The organism is Synechococcus sp. RS9907 (genome assembly GCF_014279615.1).
Taxonomy (GTDB): Bacteria; Cyanobacteriota; Cyanobacteriia; order PCC-6307; family Cyanobiaceae; genus Parasynechococcus.
The window spans coordinates 877,300-900,295 of the sequence record NZ_CP047944.1 but is presented as its reverse complement, the minus strand read 5'-3'; the positions used below and the strand labels follow the sequence as shown (position 1 = coordinate 900,295).

Sequence of the window (22,996 nt, the reverse complement as noted above, 5' to 3'; positions counted from 1 at the left end):
GATCCGATCAGTTGGCGTACCAGAAGGCACAGCGATGGCCCTGGGGCTCGAGATCCCAGCCCTGGCCTTGATAGAAGCTGACGACGCCCGGATCAGCAAACAGGCTGACCCGCTCGGTTCCCATCTGATCAAGGGCCTCGAGGATGTAAGCCATCATCTGCTTGCCCAGACCATTGCCCTGGTACAGGGGATGCACGGCCACGTCCCAGACGGTGGCTTCGAAAACACCATCCCCGGTGCAGCGCGCAAATCCCACCAGACGGGGCACCCGTGGGTCGTGCCGCCAAAGGCCAACTTTGAGCAGGCTGTGGCTGAGGGCTTTGCGCACCCGGCGAATTGGCCGGCGGCTCCAGCCCACCGCTTCCAGCAACTGCTCGAGTTCCACCAGATCGAAGGGGTACTCCTGGCTGAACACCAAGGTGATCTGGTCATTGGCGCAGGGGCAGAGACGCGCTCCCTGGCCGTACTGCTCCAACAGAGGATCAGCAGGCATGGGCAGAGGAGCGATCACAGACGCGCCAACCCCCGCTCCTGCAGATCAGCCAGCTGGGCGTAGAGCCCGCCACGGGCCCTTAGCTCGCGATGGGTTCCCTGCTCGATCAGTTCACCGCGGCGCAGCACAAGAATGCGGTCCGAGGCTTCCACCGTGGCCAGGCGATGGGCAATGACGATGGCGGTGCGCTTTTGCAGAAGCCGATCAAGATCAGCCTGCAGCGTCGCTTCCGTTGAAGGGTCCATGAAGGCGGTGGCTTCATCCATCACCAACACCGTTGGCTTGCGGATCGCCACCCGGGCCACCGCAAGCAGTTGGCGCTCTCCTGAAGAGAGGTTGCCGCCCCGCTCGCGCAGCTCCGTCTCCAGGCCGTTGGGAAGCTTGGCCAACAGCTCGTTGAGACCAAGCTCAGCACAGACCTGAGCCAGCTCTCGATCACTCACCGACGCATTGAGCCGAAGGTTGTCGGCCACATTGCCGCTGAACAGGAACGTGTCTTGAAGCACGACGCCCAGCTCACGCCGGAGATCCGCCATCGGGATCGTGCGGATGTCCCGTCCATCCAGAAGGATGCGCCCCTGCTGGGGTTCATACAGGCGGCAGAGCAGGCGGATGATCGTGCTTTTGCCCGACCCCGTGGGGCCCACCAGGGCGACATGTTCTCCGGGGGCGATGCGGAAGGAGAGGTTGCGGAGGATCGGATCGTCCGGCCGATAGGCGAAGCTCACGTTCTCGAAAATCACCTCACCGCCACCACCACTCACGTGGGGGAGAACGCCCTTCGCCTCAGCGATCTCGAGGGGCTCCTCCATCAACTCACCGATGCGTTCGACCGCCGTGAGCCCACCCTGGATCTGGGTGAAACGCTCCGCCAGCTGACGCAGCGGATCAAACAGTCGCTGGGAAGCAAGGATGAAGGTGGTGAGGGTGCCAAGACCCATGGCGCCATTGGTCACCATCAAGCCGCCAAGGGCCAGAACTAAGGCAATGGCGGCCAGAGCCACCCATTCCAGGAAGGCTGAAATGCTGCTGTCGAAAAAGATCGTTCCGTTCACAGCGCTGCGGTAGTGCATGCCGGTGCGCAGGAAGCGGGCGCTGTTGACCGTTTCACGGCCATACATCTGAACCACCTCGAGGCCCTGGAGGTTCTCCTGGAAATCGGCATTGAGCTGGGAAAGCTCTTCACGCACGCGGTAATTGGCCTTGCGGTAACGGCGCTGCAGCCAAAGCACGGCCAGGGTGACGGGCACCTGCGTGAACAACAGCAGCAGCCCCAGCCTCCACTCGATGAACAACATCGTTGAGGCCAGCACCAGCAGGCTCACCAGATCATTGAGCACCCCCACGGCACCACTGCCAAACACCTCAGCCAGGGCATCCACATCGCTGGTGAGCCGTGTGAGCAACTTGCCCACCGGCATGCGGTCGTGAAACCGCAGGGACAGCGACAACGCATGTTCAAACAGGTCGTCGCGGATTCGAGCTGTGAGCCGTTGTCCGACGGCCAGGATGCTGAATTGCTGCACCCCCTGCAGGCCGAGCCGCAGCAGCACGGAAACGAAGTAGAGCCCAATGATCACGCGGATCGAGGCAGAGAGGCTCATCCCCGAAAGGAAGGGAAGACTGGGCTCTCCGCGCAGGACGCTGACGGCCTGCCCGAGCAGAACGGGCTGCAGTGCTCCGGCAAAGGCCAAGGGCAGCAGCAGCAGCAGGGCCACCAGCAGCCGCCGGCGATCCCGCACGAGATAACGGCCCAGACGACGGACCCGGCGCCAGTCGGCGACGGCCCCCATCAGCTGGAGCTCCCGACGGGTGTTGCTGCGCGGATCGCATCAACGATGGAGGCCAAGGGGCCGTGGTCGAGGCGAACCGACAGGGGGTGCCCCACCAGTCGAGCTGTGGAGTGGAACAGGTCTTCGATGGCGATCAGGCCGTTCTCCCGCAGGGTGCGACCGGTGGCCACCAGGTCGACAATCGCCTCTGACATACCGGTGATGGGCCCCAGCTCCACCGAGCCATTGAGGTGAACCAACTCAACGGGAAGGTCGAGCGCATCGAAATATTCCCGGGCGCAGTGGGTGAATTTGCTGGCGACGCGGCAGTGGGCGGGCAGATCAGCAGCCCGGGTGTAACCACTGCTCTCTTGAACCGCTACAGCCATGCGGCAGCCGCCAAAGCCCAGGTCCACCAGTTGAGCGACGGGGAGTTGATGCTCCTTGAGCACGTCGTAACCCACCACCCCCAGCTGAGCCTGGCCGTAGGCCACATAGGTGGGCACATCGCCGTTGCGAACCAGCAGGGCCCGGGCGCGCCCGCAGGGGGTGGGCACCATCAACTGGCGGTTGTTCTTGTCAAGAACAGCGGAGAAATCAAGACCAGCCGCCTCAAAGCGGGCCACCGAGTCTTTGAGCAGCGCTCCTTTGGCCAACGCGACGGTGATCATGGGTCCAGCGCTGACCGGTTAACCAGGCAGGACTTTAACGATGCATTCCTCACTTCATGCCCTGCCGGTGCTTCAGGACAACGTGATCTGGATCTGGGTGAGGGGCGCGGAGGCCGTGGTGATCGACCCCGCCGTGGCGCCGCCGGTGCGCAAGTGGCTGGACGAACGGCAGTTGCGCCTGGCCGCCGTGCTGCAGACCCATCACCACGCCGACCACATCGGCGGCACACCGGAGTTGCTGGAACGCTGGCCCCAGGCTGCGGTGATTGCCTCCGCTGAGGACAGGGAGCGGATTCCGTTTCAGACGATGCCGGTGCGGGATGGGGACCAGATCACTGTTCTTGGCCATGAGGTGGAGGTGCTGGATGTGGCGGCCCACACCCGGGCCCACATCGCCTTTTTCATCCCGAACCCACAGGGCGGCGAGATCGGGCCCCTGTTGTTCTGCGGAGACACCCTGTTCAGCGGGGGCTGTGGCCGACTGTTTGAAGGCAGCGCTGAACAGATGCATCAGGCCCTGCAGAAGCTGGCGGAACTGCCCGAGGCCACAAGGGTTTGTTGTGCCCACGAGTACACCGAGGCCAACCTGCAATGGGCCGTGGAGCAACGCCCCAGCGACGCAGTTCTGGCTGAGCGCTACCGGGAGGTGCGGAGGCTCCGTGCCCAAGGAGAACTCAGCCTGCCCAGCAGCATTGGCATGGAACGCCGCACCAACCTGTTCATGCAGGCCGGTTCAGCCGCGGAGTTGGCCGTGCTGCGCCAGCACAAGGACCAGTGGCGGCCGGCATGAGCGATGGCGAAGCAGGGGATCACCAACGGCGATGATCGTGGCGACTGCTGTTGAGAACCAACCCATGAGCGCCAAGGCCATCACCACTCAAGACGCCCCTGCACCGGTTGGGCCTTACAACCAGGCAGTGCTGGCCGGCGAGTGGCTCTATTGCTCCGGGCAGATTCCACTGGATCCAGCCACCGGCGCGATGGTGGGGGACGGTGATGTGGCGGCGGAAACGCATCAGGTGCTGAAAAACCTCTGTGCTGTGCTGAAGGAAGCTGGCGCCACCCCGGCTCAGGTGGTGCGCACCACGGTGTTCCTGGCGGACCTGGGCGATTTCGCAACCGTGAATGGCATCTACGCCGAGGTGTTCGGCGAGGGGGTCAGCCCAGCGCGCGCCTGCGTTCAGGTGGCAGCCCTCCCCAAGGGAGCACGGGTGGAAATCGACTGTGTCGCCTGGCTCGGCAGCTGAGCCTGGCCCGCGGGGGCATAGGTTGGAACTGGCTTCAGTGGTCCTATGCCTCAGGCGAAACTCACCATCGGTGAATTAGAGGCGGGCTATCCGATGTACTGCAAGGCGCTGCGGCGTCTCCTCCAGCAGGGAAAAACCGTTCAAGACATTGAGCGAACCGTCTGCTGGGGGCATCTGGAAACGCTGAACCGCTGCCTGCCCACCCGCTACAAATCGCCCTCCTACCTGCTGGCCCTGATCCGCCGCGACCTGGAGAACCCAAAAGAGGATTGAGACGGGTTGTCTCAGCGTTTTCCCAGCATTCTCGTGGCCAACGCTTCAATTTGAACTGAAAAGAAGCGTTAAATCAGGCTGAGAAGCAAGGGCCTGGCATGACCCGCTGTATTTTTCGCAAGCCCAAAAGGCGACTCAAGCTGAACCAGGGACTCGGCGTAGTCACGGTGATGCTGGGAGCGGCTCTTTGCCTGGAACTGCAGAGCGAGCTGAATCACAAGCCGTCGACCATGCAGGGGACACCCCTGCTGGGAGAACGCGGGACAATGCAGGGATGGAGATCGAACAGCTCGAGCAGATTGCCGCAGTGATCGTGACGGCTGGGCTGGTGGCCGGAAATTTCCTGATGTTCACCCCCTGGCGCAATGGGGAGGATCCGAGGAAGCGGCAACCGCAGAGCCTGATGCCCCAGAACGAGTCTGTTGTTTCTGACCGCCCGAAGGCGTACGCCATGCAGGCATCCCAGCGCTTGGATTCGTGATCTCCTTAGGGTGATCGGATGCACCCCCTCGAGCTGTTCGATCGTTTTCGTCGCTGGTTTGGCTGGGTCGCACCAGGACGCCAACTGTGGGAACGCAAGCCTGAGCAAGTGGCTCCGGATCGCTCTGATGACTGGCTCTTGGAGCCACCAAGCCTGGACGAGGCCCGTTTGCTGTTTCCACAGCTGGATGAAGAGCGGGCCTTGCTTCGTTATCAGCAACTCCGCCTAGAAATGCGGGAGCGTGACGGCCGCGGTTTTTGATCAGCCAGCCCACGTGCCCCTGACAGTTATTGCAGGGAGGGTGATGGGTAATCACAGAGCAAAGCACCCAGTGGATTACCACCATCACAATGATTGTCGCGCACTCGCACATCACGATGAGTTATTGAAAGGGAACTTATGACTTCAAGCGCAACTACAATCTTTTGATTTTGCAGAATCGAAAAGCATTTAAATATTGGCAGGCACCTTATACATCAAAGCAATCGTCATAGGGGGAATGAAGGATTCACGCCGGCGATTAAGCCATTGGTTGTTTCACAGAAAATACGGGGCGCAATTTCTGCGATGTTGACTTCTCCACTTGGTTCGCAGTTGATGCAATCACCATTTAGCAATAACCAGCCAAGCCAGCCCTTAACACAAGCGCGGGCATGCATCAAACGTCTAACCCGAAGGAGCCAAAGCACCATTGACCGTCAACAGCTCCCAAGTTGAATGAAGCATGCAGGTGGAAGAGATGCACTCGAGCACTGGACCCCCTAAGTCGAAATAGCCAGCGTTCAAGATGGCGCAACCGATGCGAGCACCAATACACCTGAGAAAACATCAGAAAACAACGCCCCCATAGCTCTTTCAACACTCGCATTCCCGTGGGATGTCTTTCCAGAGCTCGCAAAGAGCAAGCTGCTCACCAGCTCCCTTGAGGCAATATCCATCCCTGCAACGCAGCACTTACAACACAGCCCTCATCTCCACACTGATCATTTGCCTCTCCAGGCGAAGAGGTGATCAAATCACTAATATGCATGCATATCGCTACGCTTTATTTACAAATGAATATTGGTCATTGAGCCATACAACTTACTGGTTTAATTTATACTGCAGTATCTTGACAGCCTCACCACTCCCAGAAGTCGAGCTATAATTGCAAAGTTCTAAGACAAGTATCAAATGTCTTATGTCGAACAGATCATTAGCGGAGCATTCAAGATCAGGCGAAGAAACAAAAAACGTCGAATTCGAGGATATTGGGAAGGCTTTCGCGTATGGAGGCGCGAAGGATTCACTCTCGACGAAGCCCACGCAGACGTTGATAAACAAATTACAGGCTTTTTTAGAATCAATCGCTCAAGACGACTGAAAATCTTCGTTGACGACGGCGATACAATTTTCAACCGAAGGACAGATGAGTTGCTGTCGACAACCAAATTGAAGCCCAATGAGCACAAATGCTTTAAGTCTTTTGAAGCGGGAAGATTTGACATCAACTACATCAGTTGGCATATTCCCATGGATTTTTGTGAACTTCCCAAGTGCTATGGCGCCTACTACAGGGCTTGGTTCATTCCAGAAAACAGCGATTGTTATATCTCTAGCATCATCGATTCAGAGAAGTCTACGATTCTTCGCGAATCCAACCTAACTTAAGCAAAGATCAACAAAACGACTTCGAACCGCGAATAATTGAAAGTAAATTTTTCAGCTTCCTTCTATCCAATGAAACATCCTCATTAAGACAATTCCGAGTGTGGTCACATTCATCCAAATATCCCGTACTGACCACCGTGCCATCTCATTTGTTAAAAAAGTAGAAACCCCTACCACCCGTGATGACAGACAAATGAGTAGAGCAGACAACGGCTACAAATCTCCTGTATTGGTGCCCCAATCAGGCAATCAATGGATTGATGGGCTTACAGATGGTTACCGATGGGGGACGACCGTAGAGAATCCTGCTGTTGGATTCACCTTTATCAGCGACACCAGTGATAAGCCGAGGGGAGAATTCGGCGGATACCCCTCCTGGGGCTGGAGCCATGCGGAGCGCCAGCTGATGGAAAAAGCGATGGATTCGATTGCCAACGTCAGTGGTCTTCAGTTCATCAATCGTGGCGACGACAACGATGACGAGGTTGAGATCTGGTTTTACAACCTGGACCGTCGCAACTCCGAGGGCAGCTATGGCTTTGCTTACACCCCGGGAAGTGATCCCGATGAAGGGTTGGTCGCCATCAATTGGTCTACCTATCAAAACAAGGATGGCAGCTTCAAAAACTCGATTGCGTCAGGTAGTTTTCACGGCGTAACCTTTCCACACGAGATCTGTCATGCGGTTGGACTGAAGCACCCACACGACAGAGGTATACATGGGGAGCCCCGCTTTCCAGGCCTTACTGGCAAGTCGGACGAGTTCAAGGATGCTGGCGAGTTCGGCCAAAATTCCCACCCTTGGACGCAACTAAGTTATGTCGATAAGGGGGCCCGAAATGGCTTGGTACCAAAACGTAAAGAGTCCAATGGCTTTCTGCAATCTCCTGGAGCTCTCGATGTGGCTGCATTGCAGTGGATGTATGGCATCAACGATCAAACGGCCACTGAGGATGACGTCTACCGTTTGCCTCTAAAAAATCAGGAGGGAATTGGCTGGCAATGCATTTGAGATACCGGCGGGATCGACCGCATTGATGGTTCACACGCCAAGAGACCTGTTTCGATAGACCTTCGCAACGCCACACTGGATTCTTCTGAGCCTGCAGGTGACTACGTAAGCCGGGTCAGGGGGGTGCATGGGGGATTCACCATTTCCCATGACTGGAATGGCCATGATTTTGGTGTATCCGCAGGATTATGCGTGATAGAAAATGCTACGGGAAGGAAAAGTGATGACCTGCTGATCGGGAACAACGCGTCCAATCGGTTGAAAGGCAAAAAAGGAGATGACGTTCTTTATGCAAGTACCGGATCAAAGAAAAGACTCATCGGAGGCAAAGGGCGTGACAAATTCTTGATCGACTCAGATCAAGAGGCCTTTGTCGTCGTCTAGGATTTCAATCATCAAAAAGACCGACTGGTATTTGACATCCCCCCGCGTCAGTTACAGTTCAAAGCTATAAGATTTATAGCAAAGTTTTCGTGGAAGATCGACTTATAGCGAAATATTAAACTCAATGTATACAGATGCAACTCAGAGCATGATATTTAAAACTTTTGACAACTTCGGCTTCTAGCTCGCTCAATCAGTAGAAATTTACTCAGTTTTTTTATCTAAGAAAACTCACGAGTCAAGCCCATGAGAGAAGAAGCCCTGACCTTGAGCAGAGCCCAAGGATCTTCAGAAACCTTGATCAATTGGCGAGGAAGAGCCGCGGCAGGCCAAAGCAGGCTTAATTGTTGAAGATAGATGAATAACGAGCATTCGGATAAAAGCAGAGATTGAGCCAACAAGGAGCCTGAAATCAAAGCTATTCTCAAATAACACCCACAAGAAAATTCGGATCTGCAGCAAAACTACCGATGCCCTCAAACTTATACCTCGCGCCTCTGCAATCCACGAGCAAGCAAGAATAAGTTGTCGGAATATATTCCAGCGTACAGTAAATCAGTTCATCCGGATATTTAGCAGTGATCCACTCGCATCGGTGCATGCTTTTCTCCAGACGAACCTGTCCCTTAAAATCAGTCAAATGGTCATCTTCAAGCTTGACCCTACTCAGGCCTTTGTAAATCATCTCTTTTTTGGAAACACGCCCATCGTTATTGAGATCCTGAAAGAGCTTGATTACATACGAACCATTTTTGCGTTGCCTTAGTTTCAAAGTGGAGGCTTTCCCGCCATGAGGAACGATGGATTTGTTGAACTCAAATAAATCATCAACTCGTGCTGATGTTGACTTAATACTTCTTATCTTACTTCCAGTAGCACCTTTACCTTTCATCTGAGCAATCATATAGAGGCCCATCTTGGCAGAAAATCCTATTTCGTCAAAAAAACCAAGGAGTCTGGGGTCTACATCCCTCCGGGCAGCACTACACCAGAGCAGGCAACGGCCGCGGTTATGCGATCGCGTCCTGCATGGCAGCGAATGATTCAGGGTGACGAACAGCGATGTTGATCGACTACAGGGCACGGACGCCCACGGTGCCTTTGGCCAAGTCGGTGTAGGGATCAACCAGAATCTCGAGCTGGGCGAACATGCCGATCAGCAGATCTGCAAAGTTCCCGTAAATGACAGCGGACAAGTTGGTCCCTGCGCTCTTCGAGAGATTTGAGGGGACGTTGTTGCTGACCTCAAGACGCCGCCCTGCAATTTGGCTACGGCCAAGTTCAGCTCCATAAGGGCTAAGAAGGTACTGTCTCTGCGAGTCCTTGACTTTGGCAAGAACGGACTCGACTTTTGCGTTCGTAAGGAAGCCAAAGGTGGCAACGTAAGCGTTATCTACAGCGACCTCTTGGTTGAGGTCGAGGAGATGATCGAGCGTCGAGGCCAAACAGTTTGTACCGACGGCTACCAAGCCAATACCTGCGATGTTCAGGGCGCCAATGGGTTGGCTGCTACTGCCAGAACCGTTGATGGCAGCTGTATCGATCGCATCGGCCAGCGAGGCAACGAAGTCAGCGCGAAACTGCTACTCAATGTCCGGCATCGACTACAGCTCCGTGAGGCGTGGGAACTTGATGTAAGCACTAAGGATGTTAGGACTGATCAAGATCGTGCCAATCGTGCCGGTTGACTCGGTCACGCTGTCGGCGTTATCAGCGCCGAATCAACACGCAGTCGCCGTACCTATGCGCTTGTGCATGGGGAACATCTCCAACCCAGAATCATGGCTGGACGAAGTGATCATCTCAACAAATGCTGTGCCTAGGTGAATAACAAATTATTCGGATAGATCGCAGAGATTGAGACCAAAAGAAAGGATCCCGAAAATCAACACTATACCCCAATAAAACCCTAAAGAAATTTTGTATCTGCAGCAAAAGCAGCGATACCATCAAACTTGAACGGAGCCCCACTGTCATCAACGAGCAGACAAGAATAAGTTGTTGGAATAAACTCTCTTGTGCATGCTATCAACTCTTTGGGATACTTAGCAGAAATCCATTCGCAGCGGTGCATGCTTTTCTCAAGACGAACCTGTCCCTTAAAATTAGTCAAATCATCACCTTTAAGCTTAACCCTGCTCAGGCCTTTATAAATCAATTCGCTCTTGGAAACACGCCCATCATTATTGACATCCTGAAAGAGCTTGATCACATGCGAACCATTTTTGCGTTGCCTTAATTTCAGACTAGAAGCCCTGCCTCCACGAGGTACAATGGATCTATTGAATTCAAACAAATTATTCACACGTGCTGATGTTGACGTAATACTTCTTGTCTTTCTTCCAGTAGCACGCCTCATCTGACCACTTGAAGTCAGATATAGACTAGCAAGAAATCTTCGTCAAAAAAACCCTAAGGTTCTGCATTCCCCCGGGCACCATCTGCACTAGAGCAGGCAACGGCCGCGGTTATGCGATCGCGTCCTGCATGGCGGCAAAAGATTCAGCATGTCTAATAGCAAGGCGCATTTTGCCTCCATTTCGCTGTGGGCCCCGAACGCCTTGAATGACGCACCAGCGCGAAACAAAACGCCCTAGAAAAAGCACTGAGCTAGGGCGCAGTTCCGACACCCTGCAGTTGGTGCAGGTGCTCAGTGCCAAAGACCACCTGGATCGATGACACCCGAACAATGCTACGGCGTGAGCACGGCAAGGGATGGCGGCTTGAAGAGCAGTCGGAACGCATCAAATTGGTGCGTGTTCTCCCTGGGCTAGGGAAGCAAGCAGTCACGACTCAATTGCCGTGGCGATCCAGCAGCCAAACAAAACTTTTGGCGCTTGTCATCGAGCTACGCCAACGCATGGGTGACCTTGGCCTTTCCATGGCTGAGACGTACGACTTAGTAGGGGTTGTCCCCGAAGCCGTTCCAGGTCAGTTGGATTGGGATGAAATTGCCGCGCGTTACGAGCAATTCCGACTGAACAGTGGCTGCAAGCAAACCACTTACGACAGAGATGAGCGATACAAGATCACCAATGCCCTGAAGCTGCTTGCCAAGCCCAAGCGAGCACCAAAGGATGGAAGAGCGCTACTCGCGGCGTATGCAGTGGAGCATCTGGCAAATCTTGCTCCTGGTGGCTCTGGCCGTAAGCGGCATCTTTCTGACGTTGCCCGCCTACTGACCTTTGCCGTCAAACGATGTAGCGCAGATCAGCAGTGGTTGCCGCCAGACAAAGAAGAGATGGCTCTGCTGGTTGGGCAACGAGAAGACCCCAACCCCGACACCGTTCCAATCAAGCCAGAGCAGCTTCATGGACTGCTGCTGTCTTTGGACGACAACCCCGAGTTGCGACTTGCCGTCGCCCTTGTGGGTCTCTATGGATTACGACCATCAGAGCTCATGGCTCTCAAGGTTGAAGACGGTGAGCTGAAGGCAGGCAACGTCAAACGCAACAAGCAAATGGCAAAGAACCCAAAGAAGCCGCGATTGCTCCAACCGTTGGATCTGCAAGAGCTTCCCGGCGAAGGAGCTCGTTGCTTGCAGCTTTACGCCTCTGGCTTGGTCAAGCTTCCAACGGCCATCGCCAACGCCAAAGACTTCAAAACCTGTGGCGCAGCTTTTCGTCAGTACCTGGATCGACATCCCTACTGGCAATCGCTCCAGGCAGAAACCAACGGGTTAGTGCCGTACTCACTTCGCCACGGGTATGCCTGGCGGGGAGCCAAGTACTACACACGTGCTGTTCCAGTGAGAGACCTAGCCAACTTGATGGGACACGACGTCAAAACCCATCAGAAGCACTACGGCCAATGGACCACTGACGAGGACACCAAGGAGTCAGTACGTCGAGCTGTTGGCGAGCTTGCCAATGCGACCTGAAACTGCAAAAAGCAAAAAGATGAAACCCTCTTCCAGATAGTGCAATCTATAACGGCACAATACTATTTACTAGGAGGAACACATCAATCGAATCCCTGCACTAAACAGGTTGAACAAATAGATCTATACCAACAGCCATGACATCACTGAGCTCTAGGCCTTCAAGGAGAATACCTCTCTTAGAGTGAGTTTTAATCAACACGCCGTTGTCATCTTCAATGATTTGATATTTTCCAGACCTAGGCAGCGCGATTCTATCTCCTTGCTCAAGACTAAAGTCCTCAACAAGGTCAAGCCCCTTGGAGTTCTTAAATACATCAGCACCTGCACCGCCGATGAGGACATCTCGACCTTTCGACCCATTCAGATAATCATTTCCATTAGAGCCCTTAAGGGTGTCCCTTCCTCCGCCACCTCGAATTAAATCACTGCCATTTAATCCTTCCAGGACATCATCACCTTTTTTCCCAAAAATATAATCAGACTTATTGGTGCCAGTCAAGATGTCATCGCCCTTGGTTCCTCCGATATCATTTTTGGTATCAGGCAATTCATAGCTTTCGGCTGGAACCTCTTGCAGGTCATTAATGGCTAATGAAACAGATTGTTCAGAGACATTGCCTGCAGAATCGGTTGCTATAACAACAAAAGAATAGGAAGGTTTCGTTTCGAAGTCGGGATCGTCGTTGAGGGAAACCTGTCCCGTTTGTCCTTGAATCGAAAACGAGGAAGCGTCGTCATTATTATTTGGTTTAAGGCTATAGACGACAGAGGAGGTGTCTGATGTCGCGGCGGTATAGATGACTTGACCTGCGCCGCTATTTTCATCAATGGAAGATGCTAAATCCGCTGATGTGAAGAAAGGAGCAATCGTATCGACGGTGAGATCAAGAGCAGGGGAAGGATCCGAGGAAGGTACTTCCATGACCAAGCGGTCATCTTGGAATGGATCCGCAAGGGACACCACGCCGGATTGCAGATCCGCGTCAACAGAACTGCTGTCACCGCCATAGTTAGAATCACCCCAAGTAACAACAGAACCGTCCTCTTTCAGTGCCGCAAAGGCTTTCCAATTCGAGGAAAGTTGCATGACGCCGGATTGCAGATCCGCGCTGACGGAACTGCTGTCACCACCGGCCCCCTCATCCCCCCAAGTGATAACGGAGCCATCCTCTTTCAGTGCGGCAAAAGCGTAGTCAGTGGAAAAAATTTGCGTGACACCTGATTGCAAATCCGTGCTGACGGAACTGCTATCGCCACCAAACGGCGACGAACCAAATGTGACAACCGAGCCGTCCTCTTTCAGTGCCGCAAAGCTGAATGGGTTGGAGAAGATGTGCGTGACACCGGACTGCAGATCGCTGGTTTTATCTCCATGAGAGTCATTAGGCCAAACAACGACTGAGCCGTCCTCTTTCAGTGCCGCAAATTCCCGATCCGTGGAGAATATTTGAGTAACACCGGATTGGAGATCCGCGCTAACGGCACTGCTGTCACCGCCATAGTTAGAATCACCCCAAGTAACAACGGAGCCGTCCTCCTTCAGTGCCGCAAATGCGTGGTAATTGGAGAAGATTTGAATAACACCGGATTGGAGATCTGCGCTAACAGCACTGCTATCAGAGCCGTGATTAGAACTGCCCCAAGTGACAACGGAGCCATCCTCTTTAAGTGCTGCAAATGCGGAGTAAGTGGAGAAGATTTGCGTGACACCGGATTGGAGATCCGCGCTAACGGCACTGCTGTCACCGCCACGGTTGGAATCGCCCCAAGTGAAAACGAAGCCTTCCTCTTTCAGTGCCGCAAAGCTGCCTGAGTTGGAGAAGATGTGCGTTACACCGAATTTATGATTGATGCCACTATCTATGACACCGCCGGTGAGTGTTTCACCCCAGACAACAACGGAGCCATCATCTTTCAATGCCGCGAAGGCGGTCTGAGTGGAGGAGATCTGACTGACGCCTGAGGATAGTTTACCGCTTGTGAAACTGCTAGTACCGCCAGCCCATGAGCTACCCCAAGTAACAACAGAGCCGTCCTCTTTTAGTGCCGCAAAGGCATACTCATTGGAGAAGATTTGCGTGACACCGGATTGGAGATCCGCGCTAACGGCACTGCTGTCACCGCCATAGTCAGAATCACCCCATGAAACAACAGAGCCGTCCTCTTTCAGTGCCGCAAAGGCGTAGTTATTCCTCATTTCCTGGCTTGTGCGGCCTGGAAAGGCAGGGGAGATGGGAGTGGTTTTTAAAATTGCAGCCAGATCTGCTGATTCATCAGTGGCCGTAGCGGTGATGGCATAGGAGCCATCGGTAAGTGCAGAGCCATCTGGAACAGTGAAACTCCAGCTACCGTTCGAATCAGTCGTCGTCGTCCCTAGGGAGCTGCCACCCGAAAAGAGCTCAACGGTGGTGCCAGCTACTGCAGTGCCTATGAAGGTGGGTCTGGAGTCGTTGGTGACCGTGCTGGACCCTGAATTGATAACGGGTGCTGACAGTGTCATGCGCTCAGAAATCAGACGGGCCTACTGATTTCTACATAATGAGTCGTGAGGTGTCAACGCACCATGAGCTCACTTTCAAGCCGACCGTTGCTTTCACTGGAGGGGTTCCTCAGATCATCCACTTGAAATAAGCCCGATCCACGGTGATGCTCAACATTTCTGGAGCAAGTAAGAAATCACTCGTGCAGATCAAATTAAATACTTTTGTCCATTGGAGAATCGGCAGGGTTAAACATCGATTGCCTGCTTACCGTTGCCCTCTAGGGATTGCAGTGTCTGCCGGATCTCTTGTAGCTGCCGCCGCTGCTCAGCCTCCAAGACATTCTCACGCAAGATTTTGAAGCTCTCGCTGATGGCCTGCGTTCTTGCGTAGGCCTTCACATTGGGGTCCAGGGCGATCTGGATCAGCTCATCCGCGAGGCGTGGTGCTGCAGATGTCAGAAGATTGTTGGCGACATTGAGGTTCTCGCGTACCAGCGATTCAATGAACTCTTCAGCCCTGCGGTCTCGGTACCACTTGCGAAGGCATGGTGCCTTGATGCCAACAGCTGCTGCCGCATCAGCCCAAGTGGATCCGTTAGCGCAAAGGGTCAGGGCTTTGATGATGTGCGGCGGGATTGCGTCATAGCGGTTGATTTCGTGGTTAGACATCACGCTCCAGCGATTAAACCTTTGGCTTTCAGCTGCTTCCATTTGTGCAGCCTTCGCTGGTCGCTCATGCCAGGAGCCCTGCGGTCTCGTAGTTGCTCAGGCGTGACGCCTTCGAGCATCCAGCGTTGATATGCGAGCCTTGCAAATTCATCTGCTGCATGTCGATCTCTGCTGAACAGTTGTTCTGCCACCCGGTTGCAACGCGAGAGGACGATCTACTCGTCCATTGTTGTGCTCCAGGGTGCACTCATCTCGACCAGATGCGCTTTATTAAATACTACCTAGTGTTTTTATCTAGCGGCTGTGCTACATTAGAACTACCGAGAATTAGTTCTATTTCAGGAGGTTCCCTGGAGGCTGCTTATAACATCCAAAACCCGAACCCTACCCCCCTAAGCAGTCAGCGATGCCAATAACAGTAAGTGTCATCTTAGATGCAAAGTGCATAAGAAATAGTCAGTAAAGATCATTGATCTTTTGTGATAGCCAGGCAGGAACACCGCGTAAAATAAAGATAAGACGCGGTGGCTGACCAGCACAACGTTCTTGGCTAATCAAAACTAAAACAATGAAGTCCAACCGACACGGGCAGTCGCGTGTGTTGAGCACCGATGAGCTCGATTTATTGATTTCAAAGCTGCCTTAGCAGCATCACAAGATCGTTGCCGAGATTTGCCGCCGTACTGGCTGCCGCATTGGCGAGGCAACGCAGCTCACATGGGGCATGGTTTCGGAATCTGCCGTCACGTTCCAGCGCGGAATCACCAAAGGAAAGCTGGCCAGTCGGTCGGTGCCGGTTACGCCGCAGCTGTGGGAAGCCCTGCGCTCTTGGAAAGTGACTTGGGTGGTGCGGCAGGGTCGTGAACCTGTGGCTGACGACTATCTCGTGCCAGGCAGATTTGTAGGTTCTTGCCTGAGTACGCGCAGCTTTATGGATGCCCTTGAAAGGGCCACCGCTGAATCGGGACTAGAAGGCGTCTCAAGCCACAGTTTTAGGCGTTCAGCTCTAACTAGTGCCCACAATGCTGGAGTGCCGTTGAGGGTGCTTATGGCGCTGTCTGGGCACAAGTCGATGGCAGCGCTCCAGCGTTATCTCGAAGTGACGCCAGCTCAACGTGAGGCTGCCGCTGCTTCCTTTGCTTAATAGCTCTAAGGTACAAGGCTCCTGTAAAACACTATTGAATATTTTTAACTTAATCAAGAAATGAGCTCAGCCTCCCTTCAAGCGCTTTGATATGAAGCTTGAGATCATGAACAGTCGATTCCGTGTAGATCCTCTTGCCACGTTCCAGTTCGTACTGTTATGCCAGTGCTTGGCTTCATTATTGCTTTGCCCCTCTAAATCTTGAATCCTGTCCTTCAGTATTTTGCGTTCTTGCAGATATTTGCTTTTGCTGCTTTGAAGCAAAGCATTTTCCTGCCTTAACTCCTCACACCTCTTTTCAAGGCTTGTAATTCGTTGCAGTTGATCAAGCACTGTCTCATTATTGTTCAAAGTGCATAAAGCCATGGCACTTTTACCGATTTTTTCAACCTTGTTCAGCAAGACTTTAAATTCTTTACTTCCTGGCTTGATTTGGAACCACTCTGTCCCTGGAAGGCGTTTTCCGGAAAAGTGTTTATGGAGTTCTTGTTCTTGACGTCTTGGATCAAAACATAGGACTCGTGCCCAAATGGTTTCGGCATCAAGCTCTCTCATGCGAGCTTCGGGTCTTTGTGTGATGCCGATTTTCACCATTTCATTGGCATTTTTATGTGTAATTACATATAAAAATCCGATGGATGGCTCTGGGGAGCTTGCCTTGTTCTCGCGAACTTGGTCAGCTAGATCAGTCATATGAGAATAATCTCATCCAAAACCTCAGGACTCAAGCCCTTAGAGAGAGTAGAGCTTGCCTTCTGGAGTGCCTTTGTCATCGGCTGGCCTTTCACCATCGATACGCACAACGATCCACGGTTGAAACGTTTCCACCCCCTCCGGTGGTTTTGGTACTTCCTCGCCGCGGAATACACCGGTGACGAACCAGAGTGGTGGCCTTGATCGCGCCAGTCGGATTTGCTGCGCGCGCTGCAGCATTCGTTGCAGCTCTCGACTGTGATCCACGAGGGTTGAGGCATCTATTTCGTTCTACCGGCGGCCAAGTTCCAGAGCAGAGGCCTTTTCCTGTGGAGAAACGCGGCTTGGACAACGCGAATTTTCAGTGCAAGTGGTTCGAGCGGCATCCTCCATGCCCAATCCCGTTTGGCTTCTCGGTTATCTGGCCGGTCATCTGGCACAGGTGGCACAGGTGATTTGCCCATCAGTGCGGCAGCGTCAGCTGTTTCTCTTGGGGGTGACTCTTTTTAAAAGAATCACTAGTGCCTTGTGCCAGATCGCCCGAACCCGCTGCCGCTGCTGTGGTTTGAGCTGACACAGGGTTAACTCACTGTCCTGTGCCACTTGTGTCGGGGGGATGCCACCAGCGACGACGCTTGGACTGACCAAGAATCGTTCGACGTCTTGGATGCTTGTCCTGCGTACAACCCAAGCGACGCAGAATTTTCCCTACCTCAACGCTGTCCTTGTACGGCAACGCTGGATAAGGATGGCCCCAACCCATGTCATAAGCCGACCCAAGAGCACCTGACATGTTCAGAGCCTCTTCGGCGGTGAACTCTTTGATGTGGGGCAGAAGGTTATGCAACCAATCAGCGAGGTAGTCCTCCCAAGGGTGTTTCAACTCAAAGCCGAGGTTGCGCCGATTGGATTCAGCCTGGTGCTCTTGCGATAAGCGCGGCTCTTCACCGTCGCGGTATGCCAGAACAGCACTCTTCCAGATCGCATCACGGTTAGCCCGCAGACGATCCAAATCAATCACAAAGCCATCATCGGCATTGTGCGGAAGCTCGACGACCCAAAACCGAGAGGCACCCGTTTCATCACGGAGGAAATCATCTCGATTACTGGTGCCGGCAAAAATGCTCTGACGGGCAAACGTGTCATGCGCTCGTCCGTATGGAACACGGATGTCGTCTTTGGGAGAGGAGAGGTCGTTTTTCAAGGCACCTGCCTCCTTTTTGCTGGTGATGCTGTCCAATTCGGCCAGCTCATAAATCCAGCAACCGTGGATAGCGAGGAGAAAATCCTCATGCTTGTCCTGCGCTGTGTCGGTCAACCACGCAGGACTGGCAAGAACTCTGATGCTGGTTGACTTTCCGATGTCCTGGCCGCCTTTAAAGACAAGACAAGTGCGGAACATGCAGCCAGGTTCATAGGCCCGCTTAACCGCGCCAATTACCGTTTTACGGATCATGGCGTCGTAAAGCGGATCTTGGGTGTCCCAGAAAAGCGACCCCAACTGGTCAAGTTCAGCAGGAACGATGTTTTCGTCAGAGGCAACACGATCCAGATACTCAACGACAGGATGAAAAGAGTGCGCCATTGCTGCGGCTTTGGCGGCGTCAATCGCCTTCTCTTTGGAGATGGTGAAACCACGTTGAGACAGATGGCAGTACAAGTTCTCCAGCTCAAAGACTGGAATCGGCTTGCCGTCAAGCTCGATCTTTTTTGAGAGCTGGTTGAACCGCCAACGATTGCCGAGCTGTCTACTCAGGAGGTTGACCAAATCACCAATCTCAAGGCGGAAGCGATCCTCTTCGTTGTCGTCGATCCACCCCAGCGGAAGTTGGTCAACGAGCACCAGGTCAGTTGCCATTGGTCCGCCCCCGCAGCATGAACTTGACTTGCTGGTAACGACTGGGTTTGTCCTTCACGAATGTGAGGAACTCACCCCAACCGCTGGAACTGACACGGCTAAACGCCCAATCAGTACCGGGCACCAGCTCACCGGGTTCAAGGTTTGTTGGCGGACTAAACGTCTGACCTAAGAAGCAGCGCAGTGTTCGACCATCACTGTGGATCTGGCAAAGAGGGTTGTCGTCAGGGCCCCGGCTACAGATAGGGCAATGTTCAAGCCGTTGCCAATCCCCCCTGGCGAAGCGACTGGTGCTGACAGTTTTGTCTGCTCCTACAGCTGGGTGTGGGTAGTCACGCGCCAACGTAAGGACGTGACCCCACCATTCCGCTGGCGGTGCTGACAACGCTTCAGGTCCAGACCCATTGGGCCAGAAATAATGTCCACCACTTGCTGGGTGAGCACCCGCAACGATGACTTGGCGTCCTGGGTGGCAGAAGATTTCTTCCGCCTCACCCTTTGCGACAACTTCCCTTTTGCCGTATTCGTTTTCCCGAGTGATTGGTTGCTTAGTTCGATGGGTATTGGTGATCTGACCGTCTGGCAGCTGCGCTAACTGCTCTTCATTGGGCAAGAACAGCAGCTTGAAACGGTTTGGGTCGGTGGTTCTATTGATGCGCCAGGTGTTGACGTAATCAGGATCACGGCCGTGCATGACCGCGTAATTCACAGCAGACTCGCCATCCAAGTCGAAGCAAAGCAGAGGCCTGGTGATGCCCCCAACAGACTTCGCATACGGGAACTGTTCTTGTAGTTCTTGAACTATGAAGCCGGGGTGCTTATTCCACTCGTCAATGAGCGGAGCTTTGCCTTCTTTGCCACCACCGGTAGGAATCAAGCGGACAAGGTTTTCGAGCGGCTTAAGCCGTTCAATCTCGGTAAGGAACCGAGAAGCGTCTTTAGCTGTGTGAGCCATTAAAATGCAGGTGTAAAGAACAAGAAAGCTGCGGGGCTTTGTGTTCAAAGAGAGGTCACCGTTGTGAGCGGTGGCCTTCTTTTATGAGCAGTGTTCGGAGAAGCCCTGTGCTGTTGCCCACTGCTCCAGGGCAAAGCGAAGAACCGTCGAGTCACTAACACCTTCAACGAGTGCAGTGGTCTTCACGAACGACACAATCGGCTCAGGAAACCGCGCGTGTAGCACAGCATTCATCGGACCATTGTGTTTCTCGTGCCTAGCGAATGTCTGGACCGACATCTTTTGCGCGACAGAAAAATCTGTTACACAAATAATAACCAGTGATGCAGAAACAACCATGATTATTTCCTCGCTATTTGATATCTATTGTGCTCCAATAGTTGCTTTCCGAGCACAAACACCACGCCGGTGGAACGCTTCACGCACCAGCTCGACGTTCCAGGTGATCGCACTGTTCAACGTTGGGCCGTACGCCCAATGAACAGTGGCGTCGAGAAAGCCACCACATACGTCACGTTGTGCTCGTAAGTGCTTCGGCGAGCAACCCAACGCTTCTGCTGCTTTCGGTGTTGGCAACCAAGTGGTCGCCGTAGCGGGGGTGGACATGGAGGTGACTCCTATAGGAGCCCACTCAGTCGAGTTCGTACTAACGGCCTATGGGTGAGGCGTTTCGCGTCTTCTGGGTCCTTCTGGTGGACGTGTACAAGAACCTTCTACAGGAAACGCGACGGACTGGCACCCCCTGGATCACGCAGGGACGCCCCATGGTGAGCGCCCAACGAAGGCAAAACGAACGCGCCAACAGCAAAGCGCCCTAAATCCCTAGGGCGAAAACTGAGACCAGCCATGGTGTCCTAGGGGGCAGGGAACGAAACGCCCTAAAAAACGCCCTAAGCAGCCTTGAGACTGGTTGTGCAACAAAACCCAGATACAAGAAAACCCAGTCAAAGACTGGGCTTCAAAGAATGGAGCCAAGGAGACTCGAACTCCTGACCCCCTGCATGCCATGTAGGACGTGCGCAGAGTTGGCAACAACGTCAAACCCAGGCCAACACTAGAGCACATTTAGGCTCTCATTGCGATCTCAAGGAAGACAGCGCACGCTTCTTGCAAGCCCTTGCTAGATCATGTATGAATTCTGCGCACGGAATTGCGCACGGAGCCAAGGCAGGAGGTCAATGGCACGAAAGCCCTGGGATGAACTGATCAAGCAGCAGCTGAAGCAAGAGGTGGGCCTTGGTTGGACCATCTGCTGCCACAAGCGATCCGAGGGCTACAGCTCTGGGCGGGTCAAGCTGACTCGCCGTGATCCAGAGGACGGCAGCCGCTCCTCGGTGATGTTGCCGTTCGAGTGGGACTCCAAGAACGGAACGAAAATCCTGAACCGGGTGGTGGCCATCTCTGAGCAGATGGAATCCAACCCACAGATGACGCTGAAGGATGCAGCGGCAATCAACCCTGACGTCCTCGAATCTGAAACAGCTCAGACCACCGGCAAGAAGGGAACCGCTACGGCCTGGAAAACGATTGCCGAGAAGTTCTTGGCGACGAAAGCCGGGCAGCGATCAAGCAGCCGTTCGGAATGGAGGCGGCGGGTTGAACGAACACTGGCTTGCATCGAATCGAAGCCCAAGCCAAGAACAGGCCAGGCCGTTCTGGAGAGATACAAGGAGATGTGGTTCCTCGGCGTGATGGGCGAGGAATCAGGCACGCAAGCCGGAATGGAAGCGGGTGGCGATGGTCGCCGCCGAAACCTTGGTGATGCCTGTGCGTTTTTGAAGTGGGGTGTTGAACGCTGCGGGGCCCCGCGGCGTTACCTGCCACCAGACAAGGAGATCATCCGGGAACTGGTAGGCGAATCCCTGCAGACGGCCCAGGAGAAATTGACCCCGGCGCTGAAGGACGATCAGTTCACGGGGTTACTGGATGCCCTGCTGGCAGCAGATCGAAAGGACCTGTGGCTCTGCGTCGCCGTGCTGGGTTACACGGGCTGTCGGCCCAGCGAGCTTGCAACTTTGCAGGTGGTGAACGGTGAAGCGTCGGTGGCGGGCACCAAGAGGAACAGCAAAACGATGAGCCAGCCAGCGAAGCGAAGGCTGATCATGCCCTTGGAAATCGAAGGCAGAAATCGCGAAGGCCAGCGGGCCCTGGACCTGTTCGAGAGCGGTCTGGTGAAGCTGCCAAAAGCAGTCCGAAATCAAATCGCGCGGGTCATTGATCCGAAGCACCCCAACCCCACCGATTCATTCCAAGCCGTTGGCAAGGAGGTGGCGCAGCAACTGAAGCGATTCGAGCACTGGCAGAACCTGATCGCGGCCCAGCCAGAGCTGAGCGTTTACAGCTTGCGGCATGCTGTCGCCTTCAGAAGCGCGTTCGGCGCAAACAGGTTGCCGATCCGAGTTATCAGCCAGCTGCTCGGGCACAACGTCGCGACGCATGTTCGGCACTACGGCATGTGGGCGGACACCGAAACCACCCGCGAAGAGGCGCAACGGTTCAACGAGGCGGTGAAGTCATGACGATGCCCAGCGATGCAGAGTTGGCCGAGATCTACCGGTTCACACTCCACACGCGGTGGGGCATCGAAGGTGCGCCAGGTTCTGGCATCGGCGCGAAGGAGGACTTCACCTGCATGTGCAGCGGCTGCCTGAAGTCCAGGCGGGACCGATGGTGCAGAGAGCACACGGAATGACCCCAATCTGTGCATGAAATGCAGCTGATTGCTGCCCTTCTGTACCCCTTATGCAGGGGATTGTGCCAGTTAAAAAAGATTTTGACACCAGGGATGGTAGTAAATCCTGTTGAACAATCTTGCAAGTTCTGCTCTAATTAGATCGTCGAAGGAGGTTGACACCCGATTGCTGACTCTTCGGAGCGGGCTTCACTGAGCATGTCCTCAGTGTGACCAGGGACAACCAACAAAGGAGGGCTGGATTTATCACCCAGTCTGCTAAGGGAGGGAACTGGCAGCGCAATTTTGATCGCACCGAGTTCCTGTACCCGAGGCCCTGGGATTCATCCCAGGTAGCGCCTGAAGACACGTGATTTCCCAACAATCGTTCGGAGGAATTTCCCCGTGCCTGAAGAACCTAAACGGCTGTTTAAGACAGCCGTGGCCGCGCATTTGCTGAATATCAGTGCCGGTCACCTCAAGATGCAGATGCAAGAAAAGGGTGGTCCGTTGTTGAACGGAAAGCACTATGTCCTTGGACAAACCACCCGCTCGGCAATCCAGTGGGATGTCGATGAATGCAGGGCCACATTCAATCGCCTCGGGATGATCCACCGCAGAGGTGCAGAGGCACTTCGGCAGCATCAAGAGGCATAAA

General features: G+C 54.1%; 24 protein-coding genes. 11 read left to right on the top strand and 13 right to left on the bottom strand.

Annotated elements, in window-relative coordinates:
• Positions 1 to 7: 7 nt before the first annotated feature.
• The 3 genes from SynRS9907_RS04775 to hisG are packed head-to-tail and all read right to left on the bottom strand — an operon-like array spanning position 8 to position 2,936.
• Entirely contained in the window at positions 8 to 493 is a 486-nt protein-coding gene (locus SynRS9907_RS04775; RefSeq protein ID WP_115009240.1) for a GNAT family N-acetyltransferase, read from the bottom strand.
• Positions 494 to 507: 14 nt separating this feature from the next.
• Entirely contained in the window at positions 508 to 2,286 is a 1,779-nt protein-coding gene (locus SynRS9907_RS04770) for an ABC transporter ATP-binding protein (protein WP_115008812.1), read from the bottom strand.
• Positions 2,286 to 2,936, bottom strand: coding sequence for an ATP phosphoribosyltransferase (gene hisG / locus SynRS9907_RS04765; protein ID WP_115160702.1), 651 nt, complete (start codon positions 2,934 to 2,936; stop codon positions 2,286 to 2,288). Before hisG ends, SynRS9907_RS04770 begins: the two co-directional genes overlap by 1 nt.
• Positions 2,937 to 2,976: 40 nt before the next feature.
• Here hisG and gloB point away from each other — a divergent pair, with 40 nt between their 5' ends.
• The 5 genes from gloB (at position 2,977) to SynRS9907_RS04740 (ending at position 5,198) form a co-directional block, all read left to right on the top strand.
• On the top strand, positions 2,977 to 3,726 hold the full coding sequence (gene gloB / locus SynRS9907_RS04760) for a hydroxyacylglutathione hydrolase (RefSeq protein WP_188021998.1): 750 nt from the start codon (positions 2,977 to 2,979) through the stop codon (positions 3,724 to 3,726).
• 64 nt (positions 3,727 to 3,790) lie between these two features.
• A complete protein-coding gene (locus SynRS9907_RS04755) occupies positions 3,791 to 4,183 on the top strand; it encodes a RidA family protein (RefSeq protein ID WP_188022362.1) in 393 nt (130 codons plus the stop codon).
• Between the two features lie 45 nt (positions 4,184 to 4,228).
• Complete coding sequence (locus SynRS9907_RS04750) at positions 4,229 to 4,456, top strand: DUF3136 domain-containing protein (protein ID WP_006850228.1); 228 nt, start codon at positions 4,229 to 4,231, stop codon at positions 4,454 to 4,456.
• A gap of 274 nt (positions 4,457 to 4,730) precedes the next feature.
• The gene (locus SynRS9907_RS04745) at positions 4,731 to 4,937 is read left to right on the top strand and encodes a hypothetical protein (protein WP_188021997.1); all 207 of its coding nucleotides are present in this window, start codon (positions 4,731 to 4,733) and stop codon (positions 4,935 to 4,937) included.
• Positions 4,938 to 4,955: 18 nt separating this feature from the next.
• Positions 4,956 to 5,198, top strand: a complete 243-nt coding sequence (locus SynRS9907_RS04740) for a hypothetical protein (RefSeq protein WP_115008809.1) — start codon at positions 4,956 to 4,958, stop codon at positions 5,196 to 5,198.
• Between the two features lie 227 nt (positions 5,199 to 5,425).
• On the opposite strand, the gene SynRS9907_RS13930 is transcribed toward SynRS9907_RS04740, so the two are convergent.
• Positions 5,426 to 5,596, bottom strand: coding sequence for a hypothetical protein (locus tag SynRS9907_RS13930; protein WP_223157677.1), 171 nt, complete (start codon positions 5,594 to 5,596; stop codon positions 5,426 to 5,428).
• 514 nt (positions 5,597 to 6,110) lie between these two features.
• Between SynRS9907_RS13930 and SynRS9907_RS13925 the strand changes: the two genes are divergently transcribed.
• Together SynRS9907_RS13925 and SynRS9907_RS04735 are read left to right on the top strand one after the other, a co-directional pair.
• The gene (locus SynRS9907_RS13925; RefSeq protein ID WP_223157676.1) at positions 6,111 to 6,587 is read left to right on the top strand and encodes a DUF3375 domain-containing protein; all 477 of its coding nucleotides are present in this window, start codon (positions 6,111 to 6,113) and stop codon (positions 6,585 to 6,587) included.
• A 100-nt stretch (positions 6,588 to 6,687) separates the two neighbouring features.
• Complete coding sequence (locus tag SynRS9907_RS04735) at positions 6,688 to 7,599, top strand: hypothetical protein (protein ID WP_188021996.1); 912 nt, start codon at positions 6,688 to 6,690, stop codon at positions 7,597 to 7,599.
• 808 nt (positions 7,600 to 8,407) lie between these two features.
• On the opposite strand, the gene SynRS9907_RS04730 is transcribed toward SynRS9907_RS04735, so the two are convergent.
• From SynRS9907_RS04730 to SynRS9907_RS04720, 3 genes are all read right to left on the bottom strand, one after another.
• On the bottom strand, positions 8,408 to 8,899 hold the full coding sequence (locus SynRS9907_RS04730) for a hypothetical protein (protein ID WP_188021995.1): 492 nt from the start codon (positions 8,897 to 8,899) through the stop codon (positions 8,408 to 8,410).
• Between the two features lie 157 nt (positions 8,900 to 9,056).
• Positions 9,057 to 9,512, bottom strand: a complete 456-nt coding sequence (locus tag SynRS9907_RS04725) for a phage major capsid protein (RefSeq protein ID WP_255446026.1) — start codon at positions 9,510 to 9,512, stop codon at positions 9,057 to 9,059.
• 380 nt (positions 9,513 to 9,892) lie between these two features.
• Entirely contained in the window at positions 9,893 to 10,342 is a 450-nt protein-coding gene (locus tag SynRS9907_RS04720; RefSeq protein WP_223157675.1) for a hypothetical protein, read from the bottom strand.
• A 471-nt stretch (positions 10,343 to 10,813) separates the two neighbouring features.
• Between SynRS9907_RS04720 and SynRS9907_RS04715 the strand changes: the two genes are divergently transcribed.
• On the top strand, positions 10,814 to 11,863 hold the full coding sequence (locus SynRS9907_RS04715; RefSeq protein WP_188021993.1) for a site-specific integrase: 1,050 nt from the start codon (positions 10,814 to 10,816) through the stop codon (positions 11,861 to 11,863).
• Between the two features lie 100 nt (positions 11,864 to 11,963).
• On the opposite strand, the gene SynRS9907_RS04710 is transcribed toward SynRS9907_RS04715, so the two are convergent.
• Both SynRS9907_RS04710 and SynRS9907_RS04705 read right to left on the bottom strand, forming a co-directional pair.
• Positions 11,964 to 14,366, bottom strand: a complete 2,403-nt coding sequence (locus SynRS9907_RS04710) for an Ig-like domain-containing protein (RefSeq protein ID WP_188021992.1) — start codon at positions 14,364 to 14,366, stop codon at positions 11,964 to 11,966.
• 228 nt (positions 14,367 to 14,594) lie between these two features.
• On the bottom strand, positions 14,595 to 15,059 hold the full coding sequence (locus SynRS9907_RS04705; RefSeq protein ID WP_255445987.1) for a hypothetical protein: 465 nt from the start codon (positions 15,057 to 15,059) through the stop codon (positions 14,595 to 14,597).
• Positions 15,060 to 15,675: 616 nt separating this feature from the next.
• On the opposite strand from SynRS9907_RS04705, the gene SynRS9907_RS04700 reads away from it, so the two are divergent.
• Positions 15,676 to 16,161: a tyrosine-type recombinase/integrase gene (locus SynRS9907_RS04700; RefSeq protein WP_255446025.1), complete on the top strand. Its 486-nt coding sequence runs from the start codon at positions 15,676 to 15,678 to the stop codon at positions 16,159 to 16,161.
• Between the two features lie 66 nt (positions 16,162 to 16,227).
• On the opposite strand, the gene SynRS9907_RS04695 is transcribed toward SynRS9907_RS04700, so the two are convergent.
• From SynRS9907_RS04695 to SynRS9907_RS04680, 4 genes are all read right to left on the bottom strand, one after another.
• Complete coding sequence (locus SynRS9907_RS04695; RefSeq protein ID WP_188021991.1) at positions 16,228 to 16,854, bottom strand: GIY-YIG nuclease family protein; 627 nt, start codon at positions 16,852 to 16,854, stop codon at positions 16,228 to 16,230.
• Positions 16,855 to 16,893: 39 nt separating this feature from the next.
• Positions 16,894 to 17,094 carry a hypothetical protein gene (locus SynRS9907_RS04690; RefSeq protein ID WP_188021990.1) on the bottom strand — a complete coding sequence of 67 codons (201 nt, stop codon included), beginning with the start codon at positions 17,092 to 17,094 and terminating at the stop codon, positions 16,894 to 16,896.
• 346 nt (positions 17,095 to 17,440) lie between these two features.
• Positions 17,441 to 18,712, bottom strand: a complete 1,272-nt coding sequence (locus SynRS9907_RS04685; RefSeq protein WP_188021989.1) for a VapE domain-containing protein — start codon at positions 18,710 to 18,712, stop codon at positions 17,441 to 17,443.
• Positions 18,702 to 19,715 (bottom strand): hypothetical protein, encoded by a 1,014-nt coding sequence (locus SynRS9907_RS04680; protein ID WP_188021988.1) that lies wholly within the window; start codon positions 19,713 to 19,715, stop codon positions 18,702 to 18,704. Before SynRS9907_RS04680 ends, SynRS9907_RS04685 begins: the two co-directional genes overlap by 11 nt.
• 1,130 nt (positions 19,716 to 20,845) lie before the next feature.
• On the opposite strand from SynRS9907_RS04680, the gene SynRS9907_RS04675 reads away from it, so the two are divergent.
• On the top strand, positions 20,846 to 22,186 hold the full coding sequence (locus tag SynRS9907_RS04675; protein ID WP_188021987.1) for a site-specific integrase: 1,341 nt from the start codon (positions 20,846 to 20,848) through the stop codon (positions 22,184 to 22,186).
• 557 nt (positions 22,187 to 22,743) lie between these two features.
• Positions 22,744 to 22,995, top strand: coding sequence for a hypothetical protein (locus SynRS9907_RS04670; protein WP_188021986.1), 252 nt, complete (start codon positions 22,744 to 22,746; stop codon positions 22,993 to 22,995).
• Position 22,996: the final 1 nt, after the last annotated feature.